Annotated in this window: 14 protein-coding genes, 2 tRNA genes and 2 other RNA genes; 8 read left to right on the top strand and 10 right to left on the bottom strand. The window is 49.6% G+C overall.

Annotated elements, in window-relative coordinates; translation table 11 throughout:
• Window positions 1-24 precede the first annotated feature (24 nt).
• Window positions 25-1656, bottom strand: coding sequence for an oligopeptide ABC transporter substrate-binding protein OppA (gene oppA, locus BZK40_RS22015; protein ID WP_048216252.1), 1632 nt, complete (start codon window positions 1654-1656; stop codon window positions 25-27).
• A gap of 771 nt (window positions 1657-2427) precedes the next feature.
• Complete coding sequence (gene ychE / locus BZK40_RS22005; protein ID WP_003020714.1) at window positions 2428-3075, bottom strand: NAAT family transporter YchE; 648 nt, start codon at window positions 3073-3075, stop codon at window positions 2428-2430.
• Between the two features lie 486 nt (window positions 3076-3561).
• Between ychE and adhE the strand changes: the two genes are divergently transcribed.
• Complete coding sequence (adhE, locus tag BZK40_RS22000) at window positions 3562-6240, top strand: bifunctional acetaldehyde-CoA/alcohol dehydrogenase (RefSeq protein WP_008784953.1); 2679 nt, start codon at window positions 3562-3564, stop codon at window positions 6238-6240.
• A 236-nt stretch (window positions 6241-6476) separates the two neighbouring features.
• Here the strand turns inward: adhE and tdk are convergent, their stop codons facing one another.
• Window positions 6477-7094 (bottom strand): thymidine kinase, encoded by a 618-nt coding sequence (gene tdk, locus BZK40_RS21995; protein ID WP_008784954.1) that lies wholly within the window; start codon window positions 7092-7094, stop codon window positions 6477-6479.
• Window positions 7095-7704: 610 nt separating this feature from the next.
• Between tdk and hns the strand changes: the two genes are divergently transcribed.
• Window positions 7705-8118, top strand: coding sequence for a histone-like nucleoid-structuring protein H-NS (gene hns, locus BZK40_RS21990; protein WP_003020723.1), 414 nt, complete (start codon window positions 7705-7707; stop codon window positions 8116-8118).
• A gap of 136 nt (window positions 8119-8254) precedes the next feature.
• Here hns and galU read toward each other — a convergent pair whose 3' ends face one another.
• From galU to rssA, 3 genes are all read right to left on the bottom strand, one after another.
• The gene (gene galU, locus BZK40_RS21985) at window positions 8255-9163 is read right to left on the bottom strand and encodes a UTP--glucose-1-phosphate uridylyltransferase GalU (RefSeq protein ID WP_079935303.1); all 909 of its coding nucleotides are present in this window, start codon (window positions 9161-9163) and stop codon (window positions 8255-8257) included.
• A gap of 204 nt (window positions 9164-9367) precedes the next feature.
• Complete coding sequence (gene rssB, locus BZK40_RS21980; RefSeq protein WP_032943688.1) at window positions 9368-10381, bottom strand: two-component system response regulator RssB; 1014 nt, start codon at window positions 10379-10381, stop codon at window positions 9368-9370.
• A gap of 90 nt (window positions 10382-10471) precedes the next feature.
• Window positions 10472-11383, bottom strand: a complete 912-nt coding sequence (rssA, locus tag BZK40_RS21975) for a patatin-like phospholipase RssA (RefSeq protein WP_008784956.1) — start codon at window positions 11381-11383, stop codon at window positions 10472-10474.
• A 111-nt stretch (window positions 11384-11494) separates the two neighbouring features.
• On the opposite strand from rssA, the gene BZK40_RS21970 reads away from it, so the two are divergent.
• The 6 genes from BZK40_RS21970 to BZK40_RS21945 all read left to right on the top strand — a co-directional run bounded on the left by BZK40_RS21970 (window position 11495) and on the right by BZK40_RS21945 (window position 13559).
• Window positions 11495-11950 carry a YchJ family protein gene (locus tag BZK40_RS21970; RefSeq protein WP_008784957.1) on the top strand — a complete coding sequence of 152 codons (456 nt, stop codon included), beginning with the start codon at window positions 11495-11497 and terminating at the stop codon, window positions 11948-11950.
• 55 nt (window positions 11951-12005) lie between these two features.
• Window positions 12006-12848 (top strand): formyltetrahydrofolate deformylase, encoded by an 843-nt coding sequence (gene purU, locus BZK40_RS21965; protein ID WP_003020737.1) that lies wholly within the window; start codon window positions 12006-12008, stop codon window positions 12846-12848.
• Between the two features lie 156 nt (window positions 12849-13004).
• Window positions 13005-13089: transfer RNA gene (locus BZK40_RS21960), tRNA-Tyr, on the top strand.
• A 44-nt stretch (window positions 13090-13133) separates the two neighbouring features.
• A non-coding RNA gene (locus BZK40_RS21955) (RtT sRNA) lies at window positions 13134-13265 on the top strand.
• Window positions 13266-13299: 34 nt separating this feature from the next.
• Window positions 13300-13384, top strand: a tRNA-Tyr gene (locus BZK40_RS21950).
• A gap of 44 nt (window positions 13385-13428) precedes the next feature.
• Window positions 13429-13559: non-coding RNA, RtT sRNA (locus BZK40_RS21945), on the top strand.
• Window positions 13560-13746: 187 nt separating this feature from the next.
• Here BZK40_RS21945 and narI read toward each other — a convergent pair.
• From narI to BZK40_RS21925, 4 genes are read right to left on the bottom strand one after another with little or no spacing between them, the layout of a single operon-like run.
• Window positions 13747-14424 (bottom strand): respiratory nitrate reductase subunit gamma, encoded by a 678-nt coding sequence (gene narI, locus BZK40_RS21940; RefSeq protein WP_003833386.1) that lies wholly within the window; start codon window positions 14422-14424, stop codon window positions 13747-13749.
• Window positions 14424-15134: a nitrate reductase molybdenum cofactor assembly chaperone gene (narJ, locus tag BZK40_RS21935; RefSeq protein WP_048216248.1), complete on the bottom strand. Its 711-nt coding sequence runs from the start codon at window positions 15132-15134 to the stop codon at window positions 14424-14426. The genes narI and narJ overlap by 1 nt, the downstream gene beginning before the upstream one ends.
• A complete protein-coding gene (gene narH / locus BZK40_RS21930; protein ID WP_003833388.1) occupies window positions 15131-16669 on the bottom strand; it encodes a nitrate reductase subunit beta in 1539 nt (512 codons plus the stop codon). The genes narJ and narH overlap by 4 nt, the downstream gene beginning before the upstream one ends.
• The gene (locus BZK40_RS21925) at window positions 16666-20409 is read right to left on the bottom strand and encodes a nitrate reductase subunit alpha (RefSeq protein ID WP_079935302.1); all 3744 of its coding nucleotides are present in this window, start codon (window positions 20407-20409) and stop codon (window positions 16666-16668) included. Before BZK40_RS21925 ends, narH begins: the two co-directional genes overlap by 4 nt.
• Window positions 20410-20646: the final 237 nt, after the last annotated feature.

Genomic DNA, 20646 nt, shown 5'->3' with positions numbered 1-20646 from the left:
ACATGATTGCCCCACGTCTTGCCATTAATGCTTGATAATATACAAGTCTTTAACGTGGATATTATCCATCGGGTCTTTACCGGAGTATCCGCCAACCCATGGTTTAACCAGGCGGGCGTTAACATAGTAATAAACCGGTACAATCGCAGAATCTTTATCCAGCTGCTGTTCCGCTTTCGAATACAGTTCGCTGCGTTGCGCTTCATCCGTCACTTTCAGCGTATCCGCAATCAGCTTATCAAATGCCGGGCTCTTATAGTGGACGGTATTATTGGAGCTGTCGGACAGCACCATATTCAGGAAGGACGTCGGTTCGTTATAGTCCGCACACCAGCCCGCACGTGAAACATCATAGTTGCCCTGATGGCGCGTATCGAGGAACGTTTTCCATTCCTGGTTTTCCAGCTTCACATTAGCACCCAGATTTTTCTTCCAGATAGATGCCGCGGCAATAGCCAGCTTCTTATGCAGGTCTGAGGTGTTATACAGCAGATCAAAGGTCAGCGGTTTCTCAGCGGTATATCCGGCCTCAGCCAGCAGTTTCTTCGCTTCTTCATTACGTTTTTCCTGAGACCACTTGAACCACTCTGGCTCAACCAGTTTCGCGCCATCGGTGTATGGAGGAGTAAAGCTATATGCTGGCAGGTCACCCTGGTTTTTCACTTTATTGACGATAATGTCACGATCCAACGCCAGCTTCAGGGCGGTACGAACACGAACATCGTTGAACGGTGCTTTCTGGTTGTTGATTTCGTAATAATAGGTGCACAGATACGGGTCAACGTGGACTTCGTTCGGGATCTCTTTTTTCAGTTTCTGGAATAACTCAATCGGCATGTTGTTATAGGTCATGTCGATTTCACCGCTGCGATAGCGGTTTACGTCAGTCACTTCAGAAGAAATAGGCAGGTAGGTTACCTGGTTAATAACCGTTTTGGCGTTGTCCCAATAGTTGGTATTACGCTCAAGCACAATGCGCTCGTTCACAACCCAGTCTTTCAGTTTATACGCACCGTTAGTAACGATGTTAGCGGGCTGGGTCCACTTCTCGCCAAATTTTTCAACAGCCGCTCTGGGAACCGGTGAAACGGAAGAGTGCACAAGCAGTTTGTAGAAATAAGGAACTGGTTCGCTGAGGGTAACTTCAAAAGTATGATCGTCGAGAGCTTTTACGCCCAGATCGGTGACCGGTTTTTTACCGGCGATAATATCATCAATGTTGACAATATGACCGTACTGCAAATAACTGGCATACGGTGATGCAGTATTTGGATTAGCCAAACGTTGCCAGCTATACACGAAATCTTGAGCAGTAACAGGCGTGCCGTCAGACCACTTAGCATCTTTACGCAGATGGAATGTCCAGACTTTAAAATCTTTATTTTCCCATTTTTCAGCCACGCCAGGCGATGGTTTGCCATCGACATCACTGATTAATAAACCTTCAAACAGGTCACGGTTAATGTTGGATTCAGGTACACCTTCGATTTTATGGGGATCGAGTGATTGCACTTCCGAACCGTTATTACGCACCAGAGTCTGCTTTTCAGCAAGCTGCACACCCGCTGGCACTACTGCCGCCGTGGCAACATTTCCTGCGACTAGCGCAGTTAAGATCCCCGCAGCTACTAAACTTTTTTTAGTGATGTTAGTCATTGTGTTGTACTCCCTCATTATTATGGCTGGTTTTTTAACCAGACTGTTAATCCTGTTAGGATCCCTGTACGGCACCGGAGATTTTCTGCCGTCAGGTGGTTTATTGTTGTACTGCTTGCTATCACCGACTTTATTTATTCTGGCGATTCGTATGACCGCCTTGCGTCGATTCTCTACGTGCCTCCCCTGCCGGAAACACGCTATTACCCTGTTGAGAGAAACTAACTGCAAATGATTCTCATCAACGTGAATTCTTCTGCATAATACTTGGCCGGAAAGTATCAAATGCGTTTCTTAACCGCCAATACATTTTACAAATTTGTTAACCAATTCTCTTTTATTGGAAATAAATCTCACTTAAAAAGTCTTACGAATGAAGATTTATTATGGGAAGTTCACAAAAATCAATGCATTATGTCGACCATGGTGTTAACCATCCTGTCCTAAGTCAACGCCATGTCAAAATGCACATAAATTTAACAATTGGTTATTAATTAGCACATTCATCTGAAATAAAGGCTGAAATAACTAATAACATTTCGATAATCCTTCAGCAAGCCCCAGAGTATGATGTTAATAAAATAACAGCAGTATCGGTCTTCGCCGGGCGTACTGGGACGTGTTATATCTTTAGAATCAATGGCTAACAGGAGAGTTAATCATCAGCATTTTTTATTATTGCTCTGCTGATTTTCAACTTTAGTGAGAAGTTTTACTGATAATGAAAGGAAACGGAGCCGGACACGACTCCGTTTGCACAGAAGAGAGGTTTCAGGCCAGCAAACCAGGGAAAATGGATTTGATGCCTGTAACGATAAATTCGATACCCAAAGCCATTAACAGCAGCCCCATAATACGCGTAATGACGTTGATACCGGTTTGGCCCAACAGGCGCACTAACCATGGTGCCATGCGGAACAGCCCCCAGCAGCACAGGGCAAACAACGCAATCGCTACAAAAAAGCCAAACAGGTTAATCGCACTATGATATCGCGTACCCCAAACAATAGTTGAGCTTATCGCCCCCGGCCCCGCCATCAACGGCAATGCCAACGGCACAACGCCGATACTTTCACGGATTGCGGTTTCTGATTTTTCCTGTTTGTTTTGTTTATCTTCCCCTAGTTTTCCGCTAATCATTGACATCGCGATAGTCACAACCAGAATGCCGCCAGCGATCCTGAACGAGTCAATTGAGATGCCGAAGAGTTGCAGAATACCATCACCAAGAAACAGCGAAGTCCACAGGATGATTGCGACTGATAGGTTTGCCGTGAGGTTGGTTTTGTTTCGTGCTGCGGCAGTTTGATAGCTGGTCATACTGATAAAGACGGGGATGATCCCTACCGGGTTGACCAACGCAAATAACCCAATGAAAAATTTAAAATAGACAGGAAAATCAAATAGCGTTTGGATCACGGTTAGCTCCGAAGCGTTAGCCGGATAAAATGAGTCATAAAATTGATAAAATCCGCGCTGAAGATACGCCTTTTGTCAGCATACTTCACCTTCTATCTTCGTATATCAATGTAAATACGCTACCAATACTCAGTGTTATTAATATGTATTAAATATGCTAATGTTATTAGCATTCATTACGTCAATTTATTAACACTTAACGAGAAACGCTAAAAGGGCCTGCTGAAAGGTGTCAGCTTTGCGAATTTTTGATCCAGATCACGCAATTACTACTCAGAAGTGAGTAATCTTGCTTACGCCACCTGGAGGTAACGCGTTAGAGTTAACAGGCGCTAGCGTATAAGCTCTTTTAGTAAATCAAAGTAAAGTGGACGTTAATTAACCGTTTGATTTTCAAACCATTACACAAATTTTCGTCGGTCTGTCTATACTCTCGTATCGAGCAGATGATTTACTAAAAAAGTTTAACATTATCAGGAGAGCATCATGGCTGTTACTAATGTCGCTGAACTTAACGCACTTGTAGAGCGCGTAAAAAAAGCCCAGCGTGAATATGCCAGTTTCACTCAAGAACAGGTTGACAAAATCTTCCGTGCCGCCGCTCTGGCTGCCGCAGACGCTCGAATTCCTCTCGCGAAAATGGCCGTTGCCGAATCCGGCATGGGTATTGTCGAAGATAAAGTGATTAAAAACCACTTCGCTTCTGAATACATTTACAACGCTTACAAAGATGAAAAAACCTGTGGTGTGCTGTCTGAAGACGACACTTTTGGTACCATTACCATTGCTGAACCGATTGGTATCATCTGCGGTATCGTTCCAACCACTAACCCGACTTCGACTGCAATCTTCAAATCACTGATCAGCCTGAAGACCCGTAACGCCATCATCTTCTCTCCGCATCCGCGCGCAAAAGATGCAACTAACAAAGCAGCTGACATCGTTCTGCAAGCAGCAATCGCTGCTGGCGCACCGAAAGATCTGATCGGCTGGATCGATCAACCTTCCGTTGAACTGTCTAACGCGTTGATGCACCACCCGGACATCAACCTGATCCTTGCGACCGGTGGTCCAGGCATGGTTAAAGCGGCATACAGCTCCGGTAAACCGGCTATCGGCGTAGGCGCAGGTAACACCCCTGTTGTTATCGACGAAACCGCTGATATCAAACGTGCTGTTGCATCTGTTCTGATGTCTAAAACCTTCGATAACGGCGTAATCTGTGCTTCTGAGCAGTCTGTCGTCGTGGTTGACTCTGTATATGATGCAGTACGTGAGCGTTTTGCGACTCACGGCGGCTACATGCTGCAGGGCAAAGAGTTGAAAGCAGTTCAGGACGTTATCCTGAAAAATGGCGCGCTGAACGCAGCTATCGTTGGTCAGCCGGCATACAAGATTGCTGAACTGGCAGGCTTCTCCGTACCAGAAACCACTAAGATTCTGATCGGTGAAGTGAAGGTTGTTGACGAAAGCGAACCGTTTGCTCACGAGAAACTGTCTCCGACGCTGGCAATGTACCGTGCGAAGGACTTCGAAGACGCAGTCATCAAAGCTGAAAAACTGGTTGCGATGGGCGGTATCGGTCATACCTCTTGCCTGTACACTGACCAGGACAACCAGCCAGAGCGTGTTGCTTACTTCGGTCAGATGATGAAAACCGCACGTATCCTGATCAACACCCCTGCTTCTCAGGGTGGTATCGGTGACCTGTACAACTTCAAACTCGCACCTTCCCTGACACTGGGTTGTGGTTCCTGGGGTGGTAACTCCATCTCTGAAAACGTTGGTCCTAAGCACCTGATCAACAAGAAAACCGTTGCTAAGCGAGCTGAAAACATGTTGTGGCACAAACTTCCGAAATCTATCTACTTCCGTCGTGGCTCTCTGCCAATCGCACTGGATGAAGTGATTACCGATGGTCACAAACGTGCGCTGATCGTGACCGACCGCTTCCTGTTCAACAACGGTTATGCAGACCAGATCACCTCCGTTCTGAAAGCTGCTGGCGTTGAAACCGAAGTGTTCTTTGAAGTTGAAGCTGACCCGACTCTGACCGTTGTTCGCAAAGGTGCTGAGCTGGCTAACTCCTTCAAACCAGACGTAATCATCGCACTGGGTGGTGGTTCCCCGATGGACGCCGCGAAAATCATGTGGGTTATGTACGAGCACCCGGAAACTCACTTCGAAGAACTGGCACTGCGCTTTATGGACATCCGTAAACGTATCTACAAGTTCCCGAAAATGGGCGTAAAAGCGAAGATGGTTGCAGTTACCACCACTTCCGGTACCGGTTCTGAAGTGACTCCGTTTGCGGTCGTTACCGACGATGCAACTGGGCAGAAATACCCGCTGGCAGACTACGCGCTGACTCCGGATATGGCGATTGTTGACGCCAACCTGGTTATGGATATGCCGAAGTCACTGTGTGCGTTCGGTGGTCTGGATGCCGTCACTCACGCTCTGGAAGCTTACGTTTCAGTACTGGCTTCTGAGTTCTCTGACGGTCAGGCTCTGCAAGCGCTGAAATTGCTGAAAGAAAACCTGCCAGCGTCTTACCATGAAGGTTCTAAGAACCCGGTAGCGCGTGAGCGTGTACACAGTGCAGCAACTATCGCTGGTATCGCGTTTGCTAACGCCTTCCTGGGTGTATGTCACTCAATGGCGCACAAACTGGGTTCTCAGTTCCACATTCCTCACGGTCTGGCGAACGCCCTGCTGATCAGCAACGTTATTCGTTATAACGCGAACGACAACCCGACTAAACAGACTGCATTCAGCCAGTACGACCGTCCGCAGGCACGCCGTCGCTACGCTGAAATCGCAGACCATCTGGGTCTGAGCGCACCGGGTGACCGTACTGCCGCGAAAATCCAGAAACTGCTGGGCTGGTTGGAAGAAATCAAAGCTGAACTGGGTATTCCTAAGTCTATCCGTGAAGCTGGCGTTCAGGAAGCTGACTTCCTGGCACACGTGGACAAACTGTCTGAAGATGCGTTTGACGACCAGTGTACTGGTGCTAACCCACGTTACCCGCTGATTTCTGAACTGAAACAGATCCTGCTGGATACCTACTACGGTCGTGAGTATAGCGAAGGTCAGACCGCCGCTAAGACTGAAGCAGTAGCTGCACCGAAAGCAGAAAAGAAAGCGAAGAAATCCGCTTAATTTGCTCAGATAAGTTTTAGCTTCATCATAAACGGTCCCAATTGGGGCCGTTTTTTTCGTCTTGTGTTATGAAAATCGGGGAATACACAATTTAACCATGTGAATAGAATGGCAGTGTAAGAGATGTATTCAGGAAGATGTGAGACCAGCCGTCAGAAAAGAGTCTGACAGGGTAGAGAACATTGACGAAGGTTCCGGCCTACCCTGTGTTTATAAGCGCTCAGAAGAGTACAGGGTTAATCGTGGCTGTGTCGTTCTTGTATCGCCGTCAGAGAGCCCTCAGACTGCGCTTGTTTGTAGTGTTTACGACATACCGACACATAGCGTTCATTCCCGCCGATAACCACCTGCTCGCCCTCGTTATAAGGTCTTCCAGCCTGATCAAGGCGTAATACCATGCTGGCCTTACGGCCACAGAAACAAATGGTCTTTAATTCAACCAGTTTATCTGACCAGGCAAGCAGGTATTCGCTGCCACCAAATAACTCACCACGAAAATCAGTGCGTAAGCCGTAACACAAAACAGGAATATCCAGTTGATCGACAACTTCAGATAATTCATAAACCTGTTGTCGGGTCAGAAACTGAGACTCATCGACCAGTACACAGTGAATTCTTTGCTGCGCATTCTCGGCGCGAATCTCTTCGAACAATGATGAATTTTGGTTAAACAATTTTGCAGGTGACGACAGACCTATACGTGAACTTACTTTTCCAGCACCAAAACGGTCATCAATTTCCGCTGTATATACAACGGCACGCATCCCACGTTCCTGATAATTGTACGAAGATTGCAACAATGCAGTCGACTTACCTGCGTTCATTGCAGAATAGTAAAAATATAGTTGTGCCATTGACCGAAGGCCCTCACCAGGGGAAATAAATATGGGCTGGATTGTATCATATTTCACGAACATGTCGGTGTAGCGTTGGCCACAAAGGCGTATAAATGAGCGGGCAAGCTCGCACAGTGCCGCCTGAATTTAAGTAACGGATAGTGAGAGAGCATACAACCATCGACCAAACAGCCTGAACTCGGACGCGTATATACACACTCTTTCACAAATAGTGCTCATGAAATTTATCAATGTCACTTATCATCATACGGCAATAAAGAAACCCTTCCCATATTGTTATTGAATCTACCCACTGTCGCCGTGTATTAGCGAATTCACGTAAGCAAAACTAATACAAAAGGTTGAAATCACTGCAAAGAGATACTATTTGTACACCATAAAATGTGACCTGAATCTTGAATTTTTACTCTCAGCCGCTGAGAAGCCCCCTCGTCAATAAGCCTTTTTTATGCCCAACATCATGGGGAATTTAAGACAGGAGAATTAATTCTGATACTAAATAAAGCGCAATTTTGAATTCCTTACATTCCTGGCTATTGCACAACTGAATTTATCGCTCTATTATTAGCTCAACAAACCACCCCAATATAAGTTTGAGATTACTACAATGAGCGAAGCACTTAAAATTCTGAACAACATCCGTACTCTTCGTGCGCAGGCAAGAGAATGCACTCTGGAAACGCTTGAAGAAATGCTGGAAAAATTAGAAGTTGTAGTTAGCGAGCGTCGCGAAGAAGAAAGCGCTGCTGCTGCTGAAGTTGAAGAACGTACTCGTAAACTGCAACAATATCGTGAAATGCTGATCGCTGACGGCATTGATCCGAACGAATTGCTGAATAGCATGGCTGCTGTTAAATCTGGCACCAAAGCTAAACGCGCTGCACGTCCGGCTAAATATAGCTATGTTGACGAAAACGGTGAAACTAAAACCTGGACTGGCCAGGGTCGTACACCGGCAGTGATCAAAAAAGCGATGGAAGAACAAGGGAAACAACTGGACGATTTCCTGATCAAGGAATAATTCAGAAATAGTTTGCTTAAAATCCCGCCACTGGCGGGATTTTTTTTACCGGTACTTCGCTCAACCCTACCCGGATTAGGTATAAAAAAACGGCGCTGTTAATACAGCGCCGTTCTGACCAGATAATACCAGAAGGTTACTTCTTAATACCCATCTCGTCTTCCAGCCAGGCTTTAAATTCGGCGCCGAGAATATTATGGCGAATACCATATTCAACGAACGCCTGCATATAGCCCAGTTTATTACCACAGTCATGGCTTTTGCCCTTCATGTGATAAGCTTCAACCGTCTCTTTTTCAATCAGCGTATCGATAGCATCTGTCAGCTGAATTTCATCACCCGCTCCCGGAGGGGTTTTAGCCAGCAGAGGCCAGATATCGGCACTAAGAACGTAACGACCCACAACGGCCAGATTAGAAGGCGCAACATCAGCTTTTGGTTTTTCAACCACGCCAACCATCGGGACGCTTTCGCCCGGGGATAATTCAACGCCTTTACAATCCACAACGCCATAAGCCGTAACATCTTCTACCGGTTCAACCATAATCTGGCTGCTACCTGTTTCATCAAAACGATGAATCATTTCGGCAAGGTTGTCGCGGGATAAATCAGATTCGTATTCATCAAGAATTACGTCCGGCAGGATTACAGCTACCGGTTCATCGCCAACCACAGGGTGCGCGCACAATACCGCGTGGCCCAGACCTTTAGCCAGCCCCTGACGCACCTGCATAATAGTCACATGTGGCGGACAAATAGATTGCACTTCTTCCAGCAGCTGGCGTTTTACACGTTTTTCCAGCATCGCTTCAAGTTCAAAGCTGGTATCAAAGTGGTTTTCAATGGAATTTTTAGACGAGTGAGTTACAAGTACAATTTCAGTGATGCCCGCAGCAATACATTCGTTTACGACGTACTGAATTAATGGCTTATCAACCAACGGTAGCATCTCTTTCGGGATTGCTTTCGTAGCCGGTAACATCCTGGTTCCTAATCCCGCAACCGGGATAACGGCTTTTTTGACTTTTGAATTAAGGGCAGCCATTTAAAACTCTCCTGGACTGTTCATGTATTGAACGTGTTCATCATTCTGTATCGCATCCGAGTATATCAGTACAGCGACAAGCTTCTGGTCTGAAAAGGACGCGCGTCGGTATAATTAAGATAAATACGAATAAAACTGGCGCCGATAGTAGCACTCACAGCATGGGGAGGGTGAACCAATTTCATTTACACGCCTCTCAATTGTTCATTCTGCAGACAACATCAAGCGCAGGCGACCTCCCGCCCCCCAAATTTGGCATTGCCATGACTCACAATGTTGGCTCAGCTGATTAAGATACGTATTACCTAAGGTACCCAGCGGAACGCCATTGCTGATTTGCACTTGGTGGGAACCTGTATTTAATGTCGCATTCAGCCCTGCCGATACCAGAATCAGATTTTTTAATCCGCTGTGGTAATACCCCACCAGCAAGGGAAACTGCCCTGGTAAATTGGCTTGTCGCAACAAATGATTTACCTGTTTCAATAACGTACCTAGCTCTGGCAGTCGCTGATTTTGTTGTGTCAGTTGCTCCTGCAGTAAACCATTAAATAGCGCCCTCAGTAATAATGCAGCCAGGACGCCATTATCCCCTGCCCGCGTCACATCAAGGCAATAGAATGCAAGGTCATGATCAGAAAGCGGAGCAATATCCAACACCAGCCCCGGTTGGTCGGCTGCCACCAATTGTCGATAGTTAATGCGACAGTGCGAGATCACTTGCGACACTGGAGGCTGTAATTCTTTTAGCAACTTCGCAGCTGCAGCAGGATCGTCCACCATCGCATCCCAGTCGCGAAACAGCCGTTCTTCTTCTTCCACGCGTGAATTAAACATATTGGGATAAAGACAGGCAAAGACGGTTTCTCGCAAGCGATTAAGGTCTTTCACCGGCTTCAACAGGACGTCATCCACACCGAGTCGTAACGCTTTGGCTATGTCGGACATGTTTTCCGTCGCAGAAATCACCAGTATCGGGGTCTGATCGCCACGATTGCGTAAATACTCAACCAGTTTGAGACCGTTCATTCTTGGCATAGCCAGGTCGCAGATCATCAGGTCGGGTTTAAAATGCCCAAGCAAGTCCAGTGCTTCAAGTCCGTCACCAGCTACCGCCGTTGTCGCTCCCAAAGAGGAAAACCATGAGTCCATGAGTGAGCGAAATACCGGCTCATCCTCAACGATAAGAATCTGTTTTCCGACCAATGGCTGCGTCATATTCTCCCCCCTGACTGGCTTTAATAAATAGTGGCATGCTATTGCCACTCACGCCTGTCAGAATTAGCTTAAGTGTTGATAAAAAATGCGTTAGACGTTGGTTTTCACCAGGGGTAGAAGCTCATCCATTTTCTTCTCGACCGCTAACTGCCCGGCAGCAATTGCCGCACTGGCGCGGTGAAAATCCAGCGTGGATATTTGTGGACAAAACGGCTGAATCAGAATGTCTGGAGGGTCACCGGCCATGCGGTTACGTTTCAGTCGGTTTTCCAGAACCTGAATAGACGTCGTCATAATCTCCATCGCCGTGGGTGCAGTTACTGCACGCCTGGCCGTAATGTTGCTCAAGCGTTCTTTCAGACGGGCATGCCATGAGAGTTCGTCAGCATCATCACCCGATTCGGCATCGCTATTGACGTTGAAGGAGAGTAAATCTTGTTGCATGAGATGCGCATCGTGTTGCAGGTCGACCGCTATAACAATATCGGCCCCCAACGCGCGAGTCAGGGAGACAGGGACAGGATTCACCACCGCACCATCGACCAGCCAGTAACCATTGTGCGCCACAGGTGACATCAAGCCAGGAATACTGCAGGAGGCCCGGACAGCCAGATGTAAATCACCTTCGGTGAACCAAAGTTCCCGACCCGTACTCAGATTGGTAGCCACTGTTGCGAAACGGCGAGTACATTGCTCAATTGCTTCTACCGGCATCACATTACGGTACTGATTGAATACCCGTTCACCGCGCAGTAAACCTCCCCTGCGCCACGAGAGATCCATCAACCGTAAAACATCCCAATAGCTGAAAGAACAGACCCACTTTTCGAGAGCAGGCAGCTTATTGCAGGCGTAGGCAGCGCCAACCAACGAACCGATGGAGCACCCTGCCACGATATCAACATCAATACCCATATGCTTAAGGGCTTTGATAACGCCAATATGCGACCAACCTCGCGCTGCGCCGGAACCTAGCGCCAGCCCAATTTTTATTTTTCTCATTATACGTACAAACTTCCCCTGGCTTGCAGACGTAGCAACATCGCTACCGCTCAGTTAACATAGTGCCACTCTGGCGTTTTTACGCCGTTTTTATATTCCAGGGAGTACTTTGTGTCTCAGCTTTGTCCCTGTGGTAGCGCTGTCGAGTATAGCCTATGTTGCTACCGTTATGTGTCCGGCGCGCAAGTAGCACCTACGCCGTCACACCTCATGCGTTCTCGTTACTGTGCTTTTGTGATGAAAGACGCAGATTACCTTATCAGGACCTGGCATCCGGATTGTCATGCGGCCGAGTTTCGCGACGACATTATCGCAGGATTTACTCATACCGAATGGCTTGGACTGACCGTTTTTGAACAAGAGACGGCAGACACAGAAAATATCGGCTATGTCAGTTTTGTCGCACGGTTTTCTGAACAAGGTAAAACAGGTGCAATTATCGAGCGCTCTCGTTTTTTAAAAGAAAACGGTCAGTGGTACTATATAGACGGTACACGCCCTCAAATTGGACGAAACGATACCTGCCCTTGTGGCTCAGGTAAAAAATTTAAAAAGTGCTGCGGCTAATCAACGCCCGACAGTATCAATTTTGCAAACATTCTCAACAGGATCACCGCTGCAAATGCATTCATTACAACGAAAAGTGCTGCGTACTATTTGCCCGGACCAAAAAGGTCTGATCGCGCGCATTACAAATATCTGTTACAAGCATGAACTGAACATCGTGCAGAACAATGAGTTTGTGGACCACCGTACCGGACGCTTTTTTATGCGCACCGAACTGGAGGGCATTTTTAACGACGTCACGCTGCTTGCCGATCTGGACAGCGCCTTACCTGAAGGCTCGATTCGTGAATTAACCCCAGCAGGCCGCCGCCGCATCGTCATTTTGGTCACCAAGGAAGCGCATTGCCTGGGCGATTTATTAATGAAGGCCAATTATGGCGGGCTGGATGTTGAAATCGCCGCGGTGATCGGCAATCACGAGACCTTGCGTCCTCTGGTTGAACGGTTTGATATTCCGTTTGAGCTGGTGAGCCATGAAGGTTTAACACGTGACGAACATGATCAGAAAATGGCTGATGCTATCGACGCCCACCAGCCGGACTATGTCGTGCTGGCTAAATACATGCGCGTTCTGACCCCGACATTTGTTTCACGCTTCCCGAATAAGATTATCAATATTCACCATTCATTCCTGCCAGCATTCATTGGTGCTCGTCCGTACCATCAAGCTTATGAGCGCGGGGTGAAGATCATCGGCGCGACGGCCCACTACGTGAATGATAACCTCGATGAAGGCCCAATCATTATGCAGGACGTGATCCATGTTGATCACACCTACACTGCCGAAGATATGATGCGCGCGGGTCGCGACGTTGAAAAAAATGTATTAAGCCGTGCGCTGTATCAGGTTCTGGCTCAACGCGTCTTTGTTTACGGTAACCGAACGATTATTCTGTAATCGATTGATAAGTTAATTGGTTACCTTTACATCTTTACGTGTAAAAATCAGGCAACCAGTTCTTTTTTATCAACGGAATGCTTTACAGGGGCGCATCATTTGATATGATGCGCCCCGCTTCCAACGGAAGCAGGCCAGTAATTAGCATTACCCCGTGGTGGGGTTCCCGAGCGGCCAAAGGGAGCAGACTGTAAATCTGCCGTCATCGACTTCGAAGGTTCGAATCCTTCCCCCACCACCATTATTCACTACAGCGATGTAGTTATCCCGGTGAGCAATGCAGAAGTTTGCACTTGTCGGGGAAGGGTGAGAGCCTTCGATTAAGGCTCGACTCGAGCGAAAGCGAGAGAACGTTGCCAACGGCAACGACCCGAAGGGTGAGGAACGAAGCGACGAATAATCCTTCCCCCACCACCATCTTCTAGCACTGCCTACAATTTGAATTACCCCTGGTGGGGTTCCCGAGCGGCCAAAGGGAGCAGACTGTAAATCTGCCGTCATCGACTTCGAAGGTTCGAATCCTTCCCCCACCACCATCACTTCATAAAGCACCAACAGCAAATCAATCTCTAATGCCCCATATTCCACCCATGCGGGAAGGATGAGAAGTTTCGACTAAGGTTCGATTCGAGCGTAGCGAGAAAGCGTTGCCACAGGCAACGACCCGAAGGGCGAAGCGCGTAGCGCTGAGTAATCCTTCCCCCACCACCATCACTTCATAAAGCAACACACTCAATTCCTCAGCAATGCCTTTTATTTGCCTGATGCGCTGCACTTATCAGGCCTACAGCGCTCGCTGATACCTTCGTAGGACGGATAAGGCGCTTGCGCCGCCATCCGGCAAACAGGCATAAAAAAACCCCGCCGAAGCAGGGTTTTGTCATTCTCAAATATACGATTAGTGACGCGCGCGAACAATCTGGTATTTGCGTGTCAGATATTCGACCGGGACGCTCCAGATGTGTACCAGACGAGAGAATGGGAACAACAGGAACAGCGTCATACCCAGCACCAGGTGCATACGGAAAATGAACGCAACACCATCGAGATACTGAGACGCTCCGCCCTGGAAGGTCACCACTGTCTGCGCCCAGTTCACCAGCTTCATCATCTCGCTACCGTCCATATGCTGGGCGGAAAACGGAATGGTCAGCAGGCCCAGCGCACACTGGATCACCAGCAGTGAGAGGATCAGAATATCCGCTCCGGTGGTGGTGGCCCGCACGCGTGGGCTGAACAGACGACGTTTCAGCAGCAGTACGCCACCAATCAGACACATCAGGCCACTGGCACCGCCCGCAAACATTGCCATCTTTTGTTTCACTTCAAGCGGTAGCCAGGCTTCATACATCCAGTGCGGCGTCAACATGCCAAGGAAGTGCCCAGCAAAGATACCCAGGATCCCGATGTGAAACAGGTTTGACGCCAGGTTCATCCCTTTGCGATCCAGCATCTGACTGGAAGCCGCACGCCATGTATATTGCCCATAGTCATAACGCAGCCAGCTGCCGATCAGAAAGACAGAACCCGCGATGTACGGATAGATGTCAAAGAAGAACGTATTCAGGAAGTGCATTAGTGCTGTCCTCCGGTGGTGATATTCAGATACTGCGGCGCAACGGCCCCGGCAAAACGACGCTGGTGAGCGGAGATTTCCGACTCGCCACACCCCTGATCGGCGAAAAATTTCACCTGCTCTTCTTCCCAGACCGCATCCAGCGCTTGTGGAGTATCATCACGGGCTTCATCCGCAATTTTTTCAGCCACTTTATCGCTGTCGATAACGGTATTCGCCAGTTTTAACAGCAGATCGAACAGCACCGCATAACGGCTTTCGCGCTGTTGCAAACGAGCGCTGAGCAGCGCCAGAATCGGCGCAATATCCTGTAAGCCACCTAGCGCTTCGCTTTTCGGCAGTTGCGCAAGATATTCCAGATACAGCGGCAGATGATCGGGAAGTTCGCGGCTGTCGAGCTGCAAACCGTGCTGCTCATACTGTGCCATCAGGTCAACCATAGCCTGACCGCGATCGCGGGATTCACCGTGAACATGTTCAAACAGCAGCAGCGATGTCGCGCGGCCACGGTCAAACAGTTCGCTGTAGGCGGCCTGCACATCCAGCATGTCCTGCGCGGTTAGATCGCGCAGGAAAACGCCCAGAGTCTGGGCATCCTCTTTATCCAGGTTCTCAGATGACGCGAGTGCATCGAAAAGTTCCTGCTGATGCTGCCACAAGGCAGCATCCGGGTACTCGAGCAGACGCGAAACAATGACGAGTTCAATCATTGGTGCGGCTCCGTTTTGCTGGTCACATCGACAGCGTCGATGCGGCGGCTGTTGAACAGATTGAATTTAGTATCAGAACCGTGGCAACCGTCGCCGAAGGTAAAGCCACAACCGCTTTTCTCCGGGAACGCGTCACGTGCCAGTTCACGATGGCTGCTCGGTACCACGAAACGATCTTCGTAGTTCGCGATTGCCAGGTAACGATACATTTCCTGTGCCTGTGCTTCGCTTAAGCCCACCTCTTCCAACGCACGGGTATCAACTTTGCCGTCAACAGTTTCCGCACGTTTGTAGTGACGCATCGCCAGCATACGTTTCAGCGCCAACAGTACCGGCTGGGTGTCACCTGCAGTCAGCAGGTTCGCCAGGTACTGAACCGGAATACGCAGGCTGTCAACATCCGGCAGAATACCGTTGCTGCCCAGCTCGCCCGCATCAGCAGCTGACTGAATCGGTGACAATGGCGGCACGTACCAGACCATCGGCAGTGTGCGGTATTCCGGATGCAGCGGCAGCGCCAGCTTCCAGTCCATCGCCATTTTGTAAACCGGAGACTGCTGTGCGGCATCAATGACGCTCAGCGGAATACCATCTTTCAGCGCCTGTTCGATAACAGCCGGATCGTTCGGATCGAGGAACACGTCCAGCTGACGCTGGTACAAATCTTTCTCGTGCTCGGTGCTTGCTGCACTTTCGATCGCATCTGCGTCATACAGCAGTACGCCGAGGTAACGGATACGACCTACACAGGTTTCGGAGCAAACGGTCGGCTGACCAGCTTCGATACGCGGGTAGCAGAAAATGCACTTCTCAGATTTCCCGCTCTTCCAGTTGAAGTAGATCTTCTTGTACGGGCAGCCGGTGATACACATACGCCAGCCGCGGCACTTGTCCTGGTCGATCAGCACGATGCCATCTTCTTCACGCTTGTAGATAGCTCCGCTCGGACAGGTCGCCACACACGCCGGATTAAGGCAGTGCTCACACAGACGCGGCAGGTACATCATGAAGGTGTTTTCGAACTGACCGTACATCGCCTTCTGCATGTTTTCGAAGTTCTGGTCTTTGGCGCGTTTTTCAAACTCGCCGCCGAGAATTTCTTCCCAGTTCGGACCGCTGGTGATTTTGTCCATTCGCTGACCGGTGATGAGCGAGCGTGGACGAGCAATCGGCTGCGCTTTGCTGTCTGCCGGGGCGTTATGCAACGTCTGGTAGTCAAAATCAAACGGCTCGTAGTAATCATCCATGCCCGGCAGATGCGGGTTAGCAAAGATTTTACCCAACAGCAGCGCTTTGTTACCCATGCGCGGCTGCAGTTTGCCGTTGATTTTACGGATCCAACCGCCCTTCCATTTTTCCTGGTTTTCCCAGTCGTTCGGGAAGCCAACGCCAGGCTTACTTTCGACGTTGTTGAACCAGGCGTACTCCATACCTTCACGGCTGGTCCAGACGTTTTTACAGGTCACTGAACAGGTGTGGCAGCCGATGCACTTATCGAGATTCAGCACCATGCCGACTTGTGAACGAATTTTCATTTTACGCTCTCCTGTACCTGGTCATTGCCTTCGCCATCCAACCAGTTAATGTTCTTCATCTTACGTACAACTACGAACTCATCACGGTTTGAACCGACGGTGCCGTAGTAGTTAAAGCCGTAGGCCAGCTGCGCATAGCCGCCGATCATATGGGTCGGTTTCGGCGTAATACGGGTCACCGAGTTGTGGATCCCACCGCGCTGCTGGGTGATTTCTGAACCCGGCAGGTTAACGATACGTTCCTGCGCGTGGTACATCATGGTCATCCCGGCCGGTACACGCTGGCTGACAACTGCACGTGCCGTCAGCGCACCGTTGCTGTTGAAGACTTCGATCCAGTCGTTATCTTCGATTCCCAGATCCTTCGCATCGACTTCGCTCATCCACACAATCGGGCCACCGCGTGACAGCGTCAGCATCAGCAAGTTGTCGCTGTAAGTGGAGTGGATACCCCATTTCTGGTGCGGCGTCAGGAAGTTGAGCGCTTTTTCCGGGTTACCGTTAGATTTCTCCCCAATCACCGCTTTCACCGAACGGGTGTCGATTGGCGGACGGTAAACCAGCAGACTTTCACCAAAGTCACGCATCCACTGATGATCCTGATACAACTGCTGGCGACCAGACAGCGTACGCCATGGGATCAGCTCGTGAACGTTGGTATAGCCGGCGTTATAAGACACGTGTTCATCTTCCAGTCCTGACCAGGTCGGGCTGGAGATAATTTTGCGCGGCTGCGCCTGAATATCGCGGAAGCGAATTTTTTCGTCTTCTTTATTCAGCGCCAGATGCGTATGGTCACGACCGGTAAATTCACTCAGCGCAGCCCAGGCTTTAACGGCTACCTGACCGTTAGTTTCCGGCGCCAGCGTCAGGATCATCTCGGCTGCATCAATTGCGGTATCCAGCATCGGCTGGCCTTTTGCCGGACCTTCAGCCTTGGTGTAATTGAGCTTACGCAGCAGATCCATTTCGCTCTGGGTATTCCAGGCAATCCCTTTACCGCCGTTACCGATTTTTTCCATCAGCGGGCCGATGGAGGTGAAACGCTCGTATGTTGCCGGATAATCACGCTCAACGGTCATGATGTGCGGCGCGGTAACACCAGGAATCAGGTCACATTCACCTTTTTTCCAGTCCTTCACGTCCAGCGGTTGTGCCAGTTCTGCGGCAGAGTCGTGCTGAATAGGCAGCGTAACGACGTCAGTTTCTTTACCGAGATGGCCCACGCAAACTTCAGAGAATTTCTTGGCGATGGCTTTGTAGATTTCCCAGTCGCTCTTCGATTCCCAGGCCGGGTCAACGGCCGCAGACAGAGGATGAATAAACGGATGCATGTCCGAGGTATTCATATCGTCTTTTTCATACCAGGTTGCGGTCGGCAACACGATGTCGGAATACAGACAGGTGCTCGACAGACGGAAGTCCAGCGTGACAACCAGATCCAGTTTGCCGTCCAGGCCGTTATCCTGCCATTCCACTTCTTCAGGCTTCACGCCGCTCTGCTGGCCGAGATCTTTGCCCTGAATACCATGTTCAGTACCCAGCAGATACTTGAGCATGTACTCGTGGCCTTTACCGGAAGAACCGAGCAGGTTAGAACGCCAGATAAACAGGTTGCGCGGATGGTTTTTACCGTTTTCCGGCTGCTCTGCCGCAAAGCGAATAGAACCTTCTTTCAGGGATTTAACGGTGTAATCCACCGGCGTCATACCTGCTTTCTGCGCTTCTTCGGCGATACGCAGTGGGTTAGTCCCTAACTGCGGCGCAGATGGCAACCAGCCCATACGTTCAGCGCGAACGTTAAAATCAATCAAATGACCGCTGTAGCGGGATTTGTCTGCCATCGGGGAAAGCAGTTCCTGCGCAGTAACCGTCTCATAGCGCCATTGGCTGGAGTGGTTATAGAAGTAGGAAGTGCTGTTCATATGACGAGGCGGACGCTGCCAGTCAAGAGCAAACGCCAGCGGCTGCCAGCCGGTTTGCGGACGCAGTTTTTCCTGGCCGACGTAGTGGGCCCAACCGCCGCCGCTCTGACCGATACAACCGCAGAACACCAGCATATTGATCAGGCCACGATAGTTCATATCGAGGTGGTACCAGTGGTTCAGGCCCGCACCGACGATGATCATCGAACGACCGTGTGTTTTATCGGCGTTATCCGCAAATTCACGGGCAATGCGCACGATCTGAGAACGTGATACGCCAGTGATTTTTTCTGCCCATGCCGGCGTGTACGCTTTCACGTCATCGTAGCTGGTCGCGCAGTTTTCGTCGTTCAGACCACGTTCCAGGCCATAGTTAGCCATGGTCAGGTCGTAAACGGTGGTCACCAGCGCGGTAGAGCCATCGGCCAACTGCAGGCGTTTAACCGGCAGTTTGTGCAGCAGAATATTTTCCAGCTCTACTTTACTGAAGTGCTCGGTACCTTCGCCGCCAAAGTACGGGAAGCCCACTTCAGCGATATCGTCCTGGCCACCCAGCAGGCTGAGCTGCAGTTCGGTTTCATCACCGGACGTACCGTCGCGTTGCTCAAGGTTCCATTTGCCCTTTTCGCCCCAACGGAAACCAATTGAACCGTTTGGCGCAACCATTTCGCCGTTGCTGTTGATAGCGACAGTTTTCCATTCTGGGTTATTTTGCTGGCCCAGAGAGTCGACCAGATCCGCCGCACGCAGCATACGACCAGCAGCATAGTAACCGTCACGCTCTTCGAGCATCACCAGCATTGGCATGTCAGTATAACGACGAACGTAGTCGGTGAAGTACTGGCTCGGGTTATCGAGGTGGAACTCGCGCAGCATGACATGGCCCATCGCCATTGCCATCGCAGCATCGGTTCCCTGCTTCGGTGCCAGCCACAGGTCGCAAAGTTTGGCGATTTCTGCGTAGTCCGGAGTAATCGCTACCGTTTTGGTGCCTTTATAGCGAACTTCAGTAAAGAAGTGTGCATCCGGAGTACGGGTCTGCGGTACGTTAGAGCCCCATGCAAGAATGTAGCTGGAGTTATACCAGTCGGCAGATTCCGGTACGTCGGTTTGCTCGCCCCAGGTTTGCGGGGAAGCCGGCGGCAGGTCGCAGTACCAGTCGTAGAAGCTCAGGCAGGTACCGCCAATCAGCGACATATAGCGTGCGCCGGAAGCATAAGAAACCATCGACATCGCCGGGATCGGAGAGAAGCCTGCAACGCGGTCAGGGCCATAGGTTTTGATGGTGTAAACGTTAGATGCAGCAATCAGTTCATTCACTTCCTGCCAGGAAGAACGAACAAATCCACCACGACCGCGCGCTTGTTTGAAGCTTTTTGCTTTGTCGGCGTCTTCGATGATGGATGCCCATGCGTCTACCGGATCGCTGTGCAGTCTTTTTGCTTCACGCCACATCTTCATCAGACGTTTGCGCATCAGTGGGTATTTCAGACGGTTAGCGCTGTAGAGATACCAGGAATAGCTTGCACCACGTGGGCAGCCGCGAGGCTCGTGGTTAGGCATATCTGGACGCGTGCGTGGGTAGTCAGTTTGCTGGGTCTCCCAGGTCACCAGACCATTTTTCACATAGATTTTCCAGCTGCATGAGCCCGTGCAGTTTACCCCGTGGGTTGAACGCACGATTTTGTCATGCTGCCAACGCTGGCGGTATCCGTCCTCCCAGTCCCTGTTGGTATTGAGAAGCTGGCCATGCCCATCGGCAAAGGTTTCGCCCTTCTGCTTGAAGTAGCGAAACCGGTCCAGGAATTTACTCATCGGTTTTCTCCTGTAGGAGCCTGACGGCTCTCTGATAAATCGACATTGCTTGATTGAGAGCGAAGGTAACGCTCTGAAAGGGCGTGAGAATTGATAACGATCAAGGCATGCAGGGATGAAAAATGGAGGTTGGTTTTTACATACCCCCAAAGTGGGATATTGTTTTTTAACGTAATATTTTGAATTTAAAGGATTTTAAATAATTCACTTATCATACAAATGTTAAATTCTTTATAA

Origin of the sequence: Citrobacter portucalensis, assembly GCF_002042885.1 — a bacterium.
Lineage (GTDB): Bacteria > Pseudomonadota > Gammaproteobacteria > Enterobacterales > Enterobacteriaceae > Citrobacter > Citrobacter portucalensis.
This window is presented reverse-complemented; position numbering and strand designations above follow the sequence as displayed.

Bases quoted from the DNA above. Each gene is read 5' to 3' on its own strand.
- oppA (WP_048216252.1), bottom strand. From the start codon at position 1,656: ATGACTAACATCACTAAAAAAAGTTTAGTAGCTGCGGGGATCTTAACT.
- adhE (WP_008784953.1), top strand. From the start codon at position 3,562: ATGGCTGTTACTAATGTCGCTGAACTTAACGCACTTGTAGAGCGCGTA.
- tdk (WP_008784954.1), bottom strand. From the start codon at position 7,094: ATGGCACAACTATATTTTTACTATTCTGCAATGAACGCAGGTAAGTCG.
- hns (WP_003020723.1), top strand. From the start codon at position 7,705: ATGAGCGAAGCACTTAAAATTCTGAACAACATCCGTACTCTTCGTGCG.
- galU (WP_079935303.1), bottom strand. From the start codon at position 9,163: ATGGCTGCCCTTAATTCAAAAGTCAAAAAAGCCGTTATCCCGGTTGCG.
- rssB (WP_032943688.1), bottom strand. From the start codon at position 10,381: ATGACGCAGCCATTGGTCGGAAAACAGATTCTTATCGTTGAGGATGAG.
- rssA (WP_008784956.1), bottom strand. From the start codon at position 11,383: ATGAGAAAAATAAAAATTGGGCTGGCGCTAGGTTCCGGCGCAGCGCGA.
- purU (WP_003020737.1), top strand. From the start codon at position 12,006: ATGCATTCATTACAACGAAAAGTGCTGCGTACTATTTGCCCGGACCAA.
- narI (WP_003833386.1), bottom strand. From the start codon at position 14,424: ATGCACTTCCTGAATACGTTCTTCTTTGACATCTATCCGTACATCGCG.
- narJ (WP_048216248.1), bottom strand. From the start codon at position 15,134: ATGATTGAACTCGTCATTGTTTCGCGTCTGCTCGAGTACCCGGATGCT.
- narH (WP_003833388.1), bottom strand. From the start codon at position 16,669: ATGAAAATTCGTTCACAAGTCGGCATGGTGCTGAATCTCGATAAGTGC.
- BZK40_RS21925 (WP_079935302.1), bottom strand. From the start codon at position 20,409: ATGAGTAAATTCCTGGACCGGTTTCGCTACTTCAAGCAGAAGGGCGAA.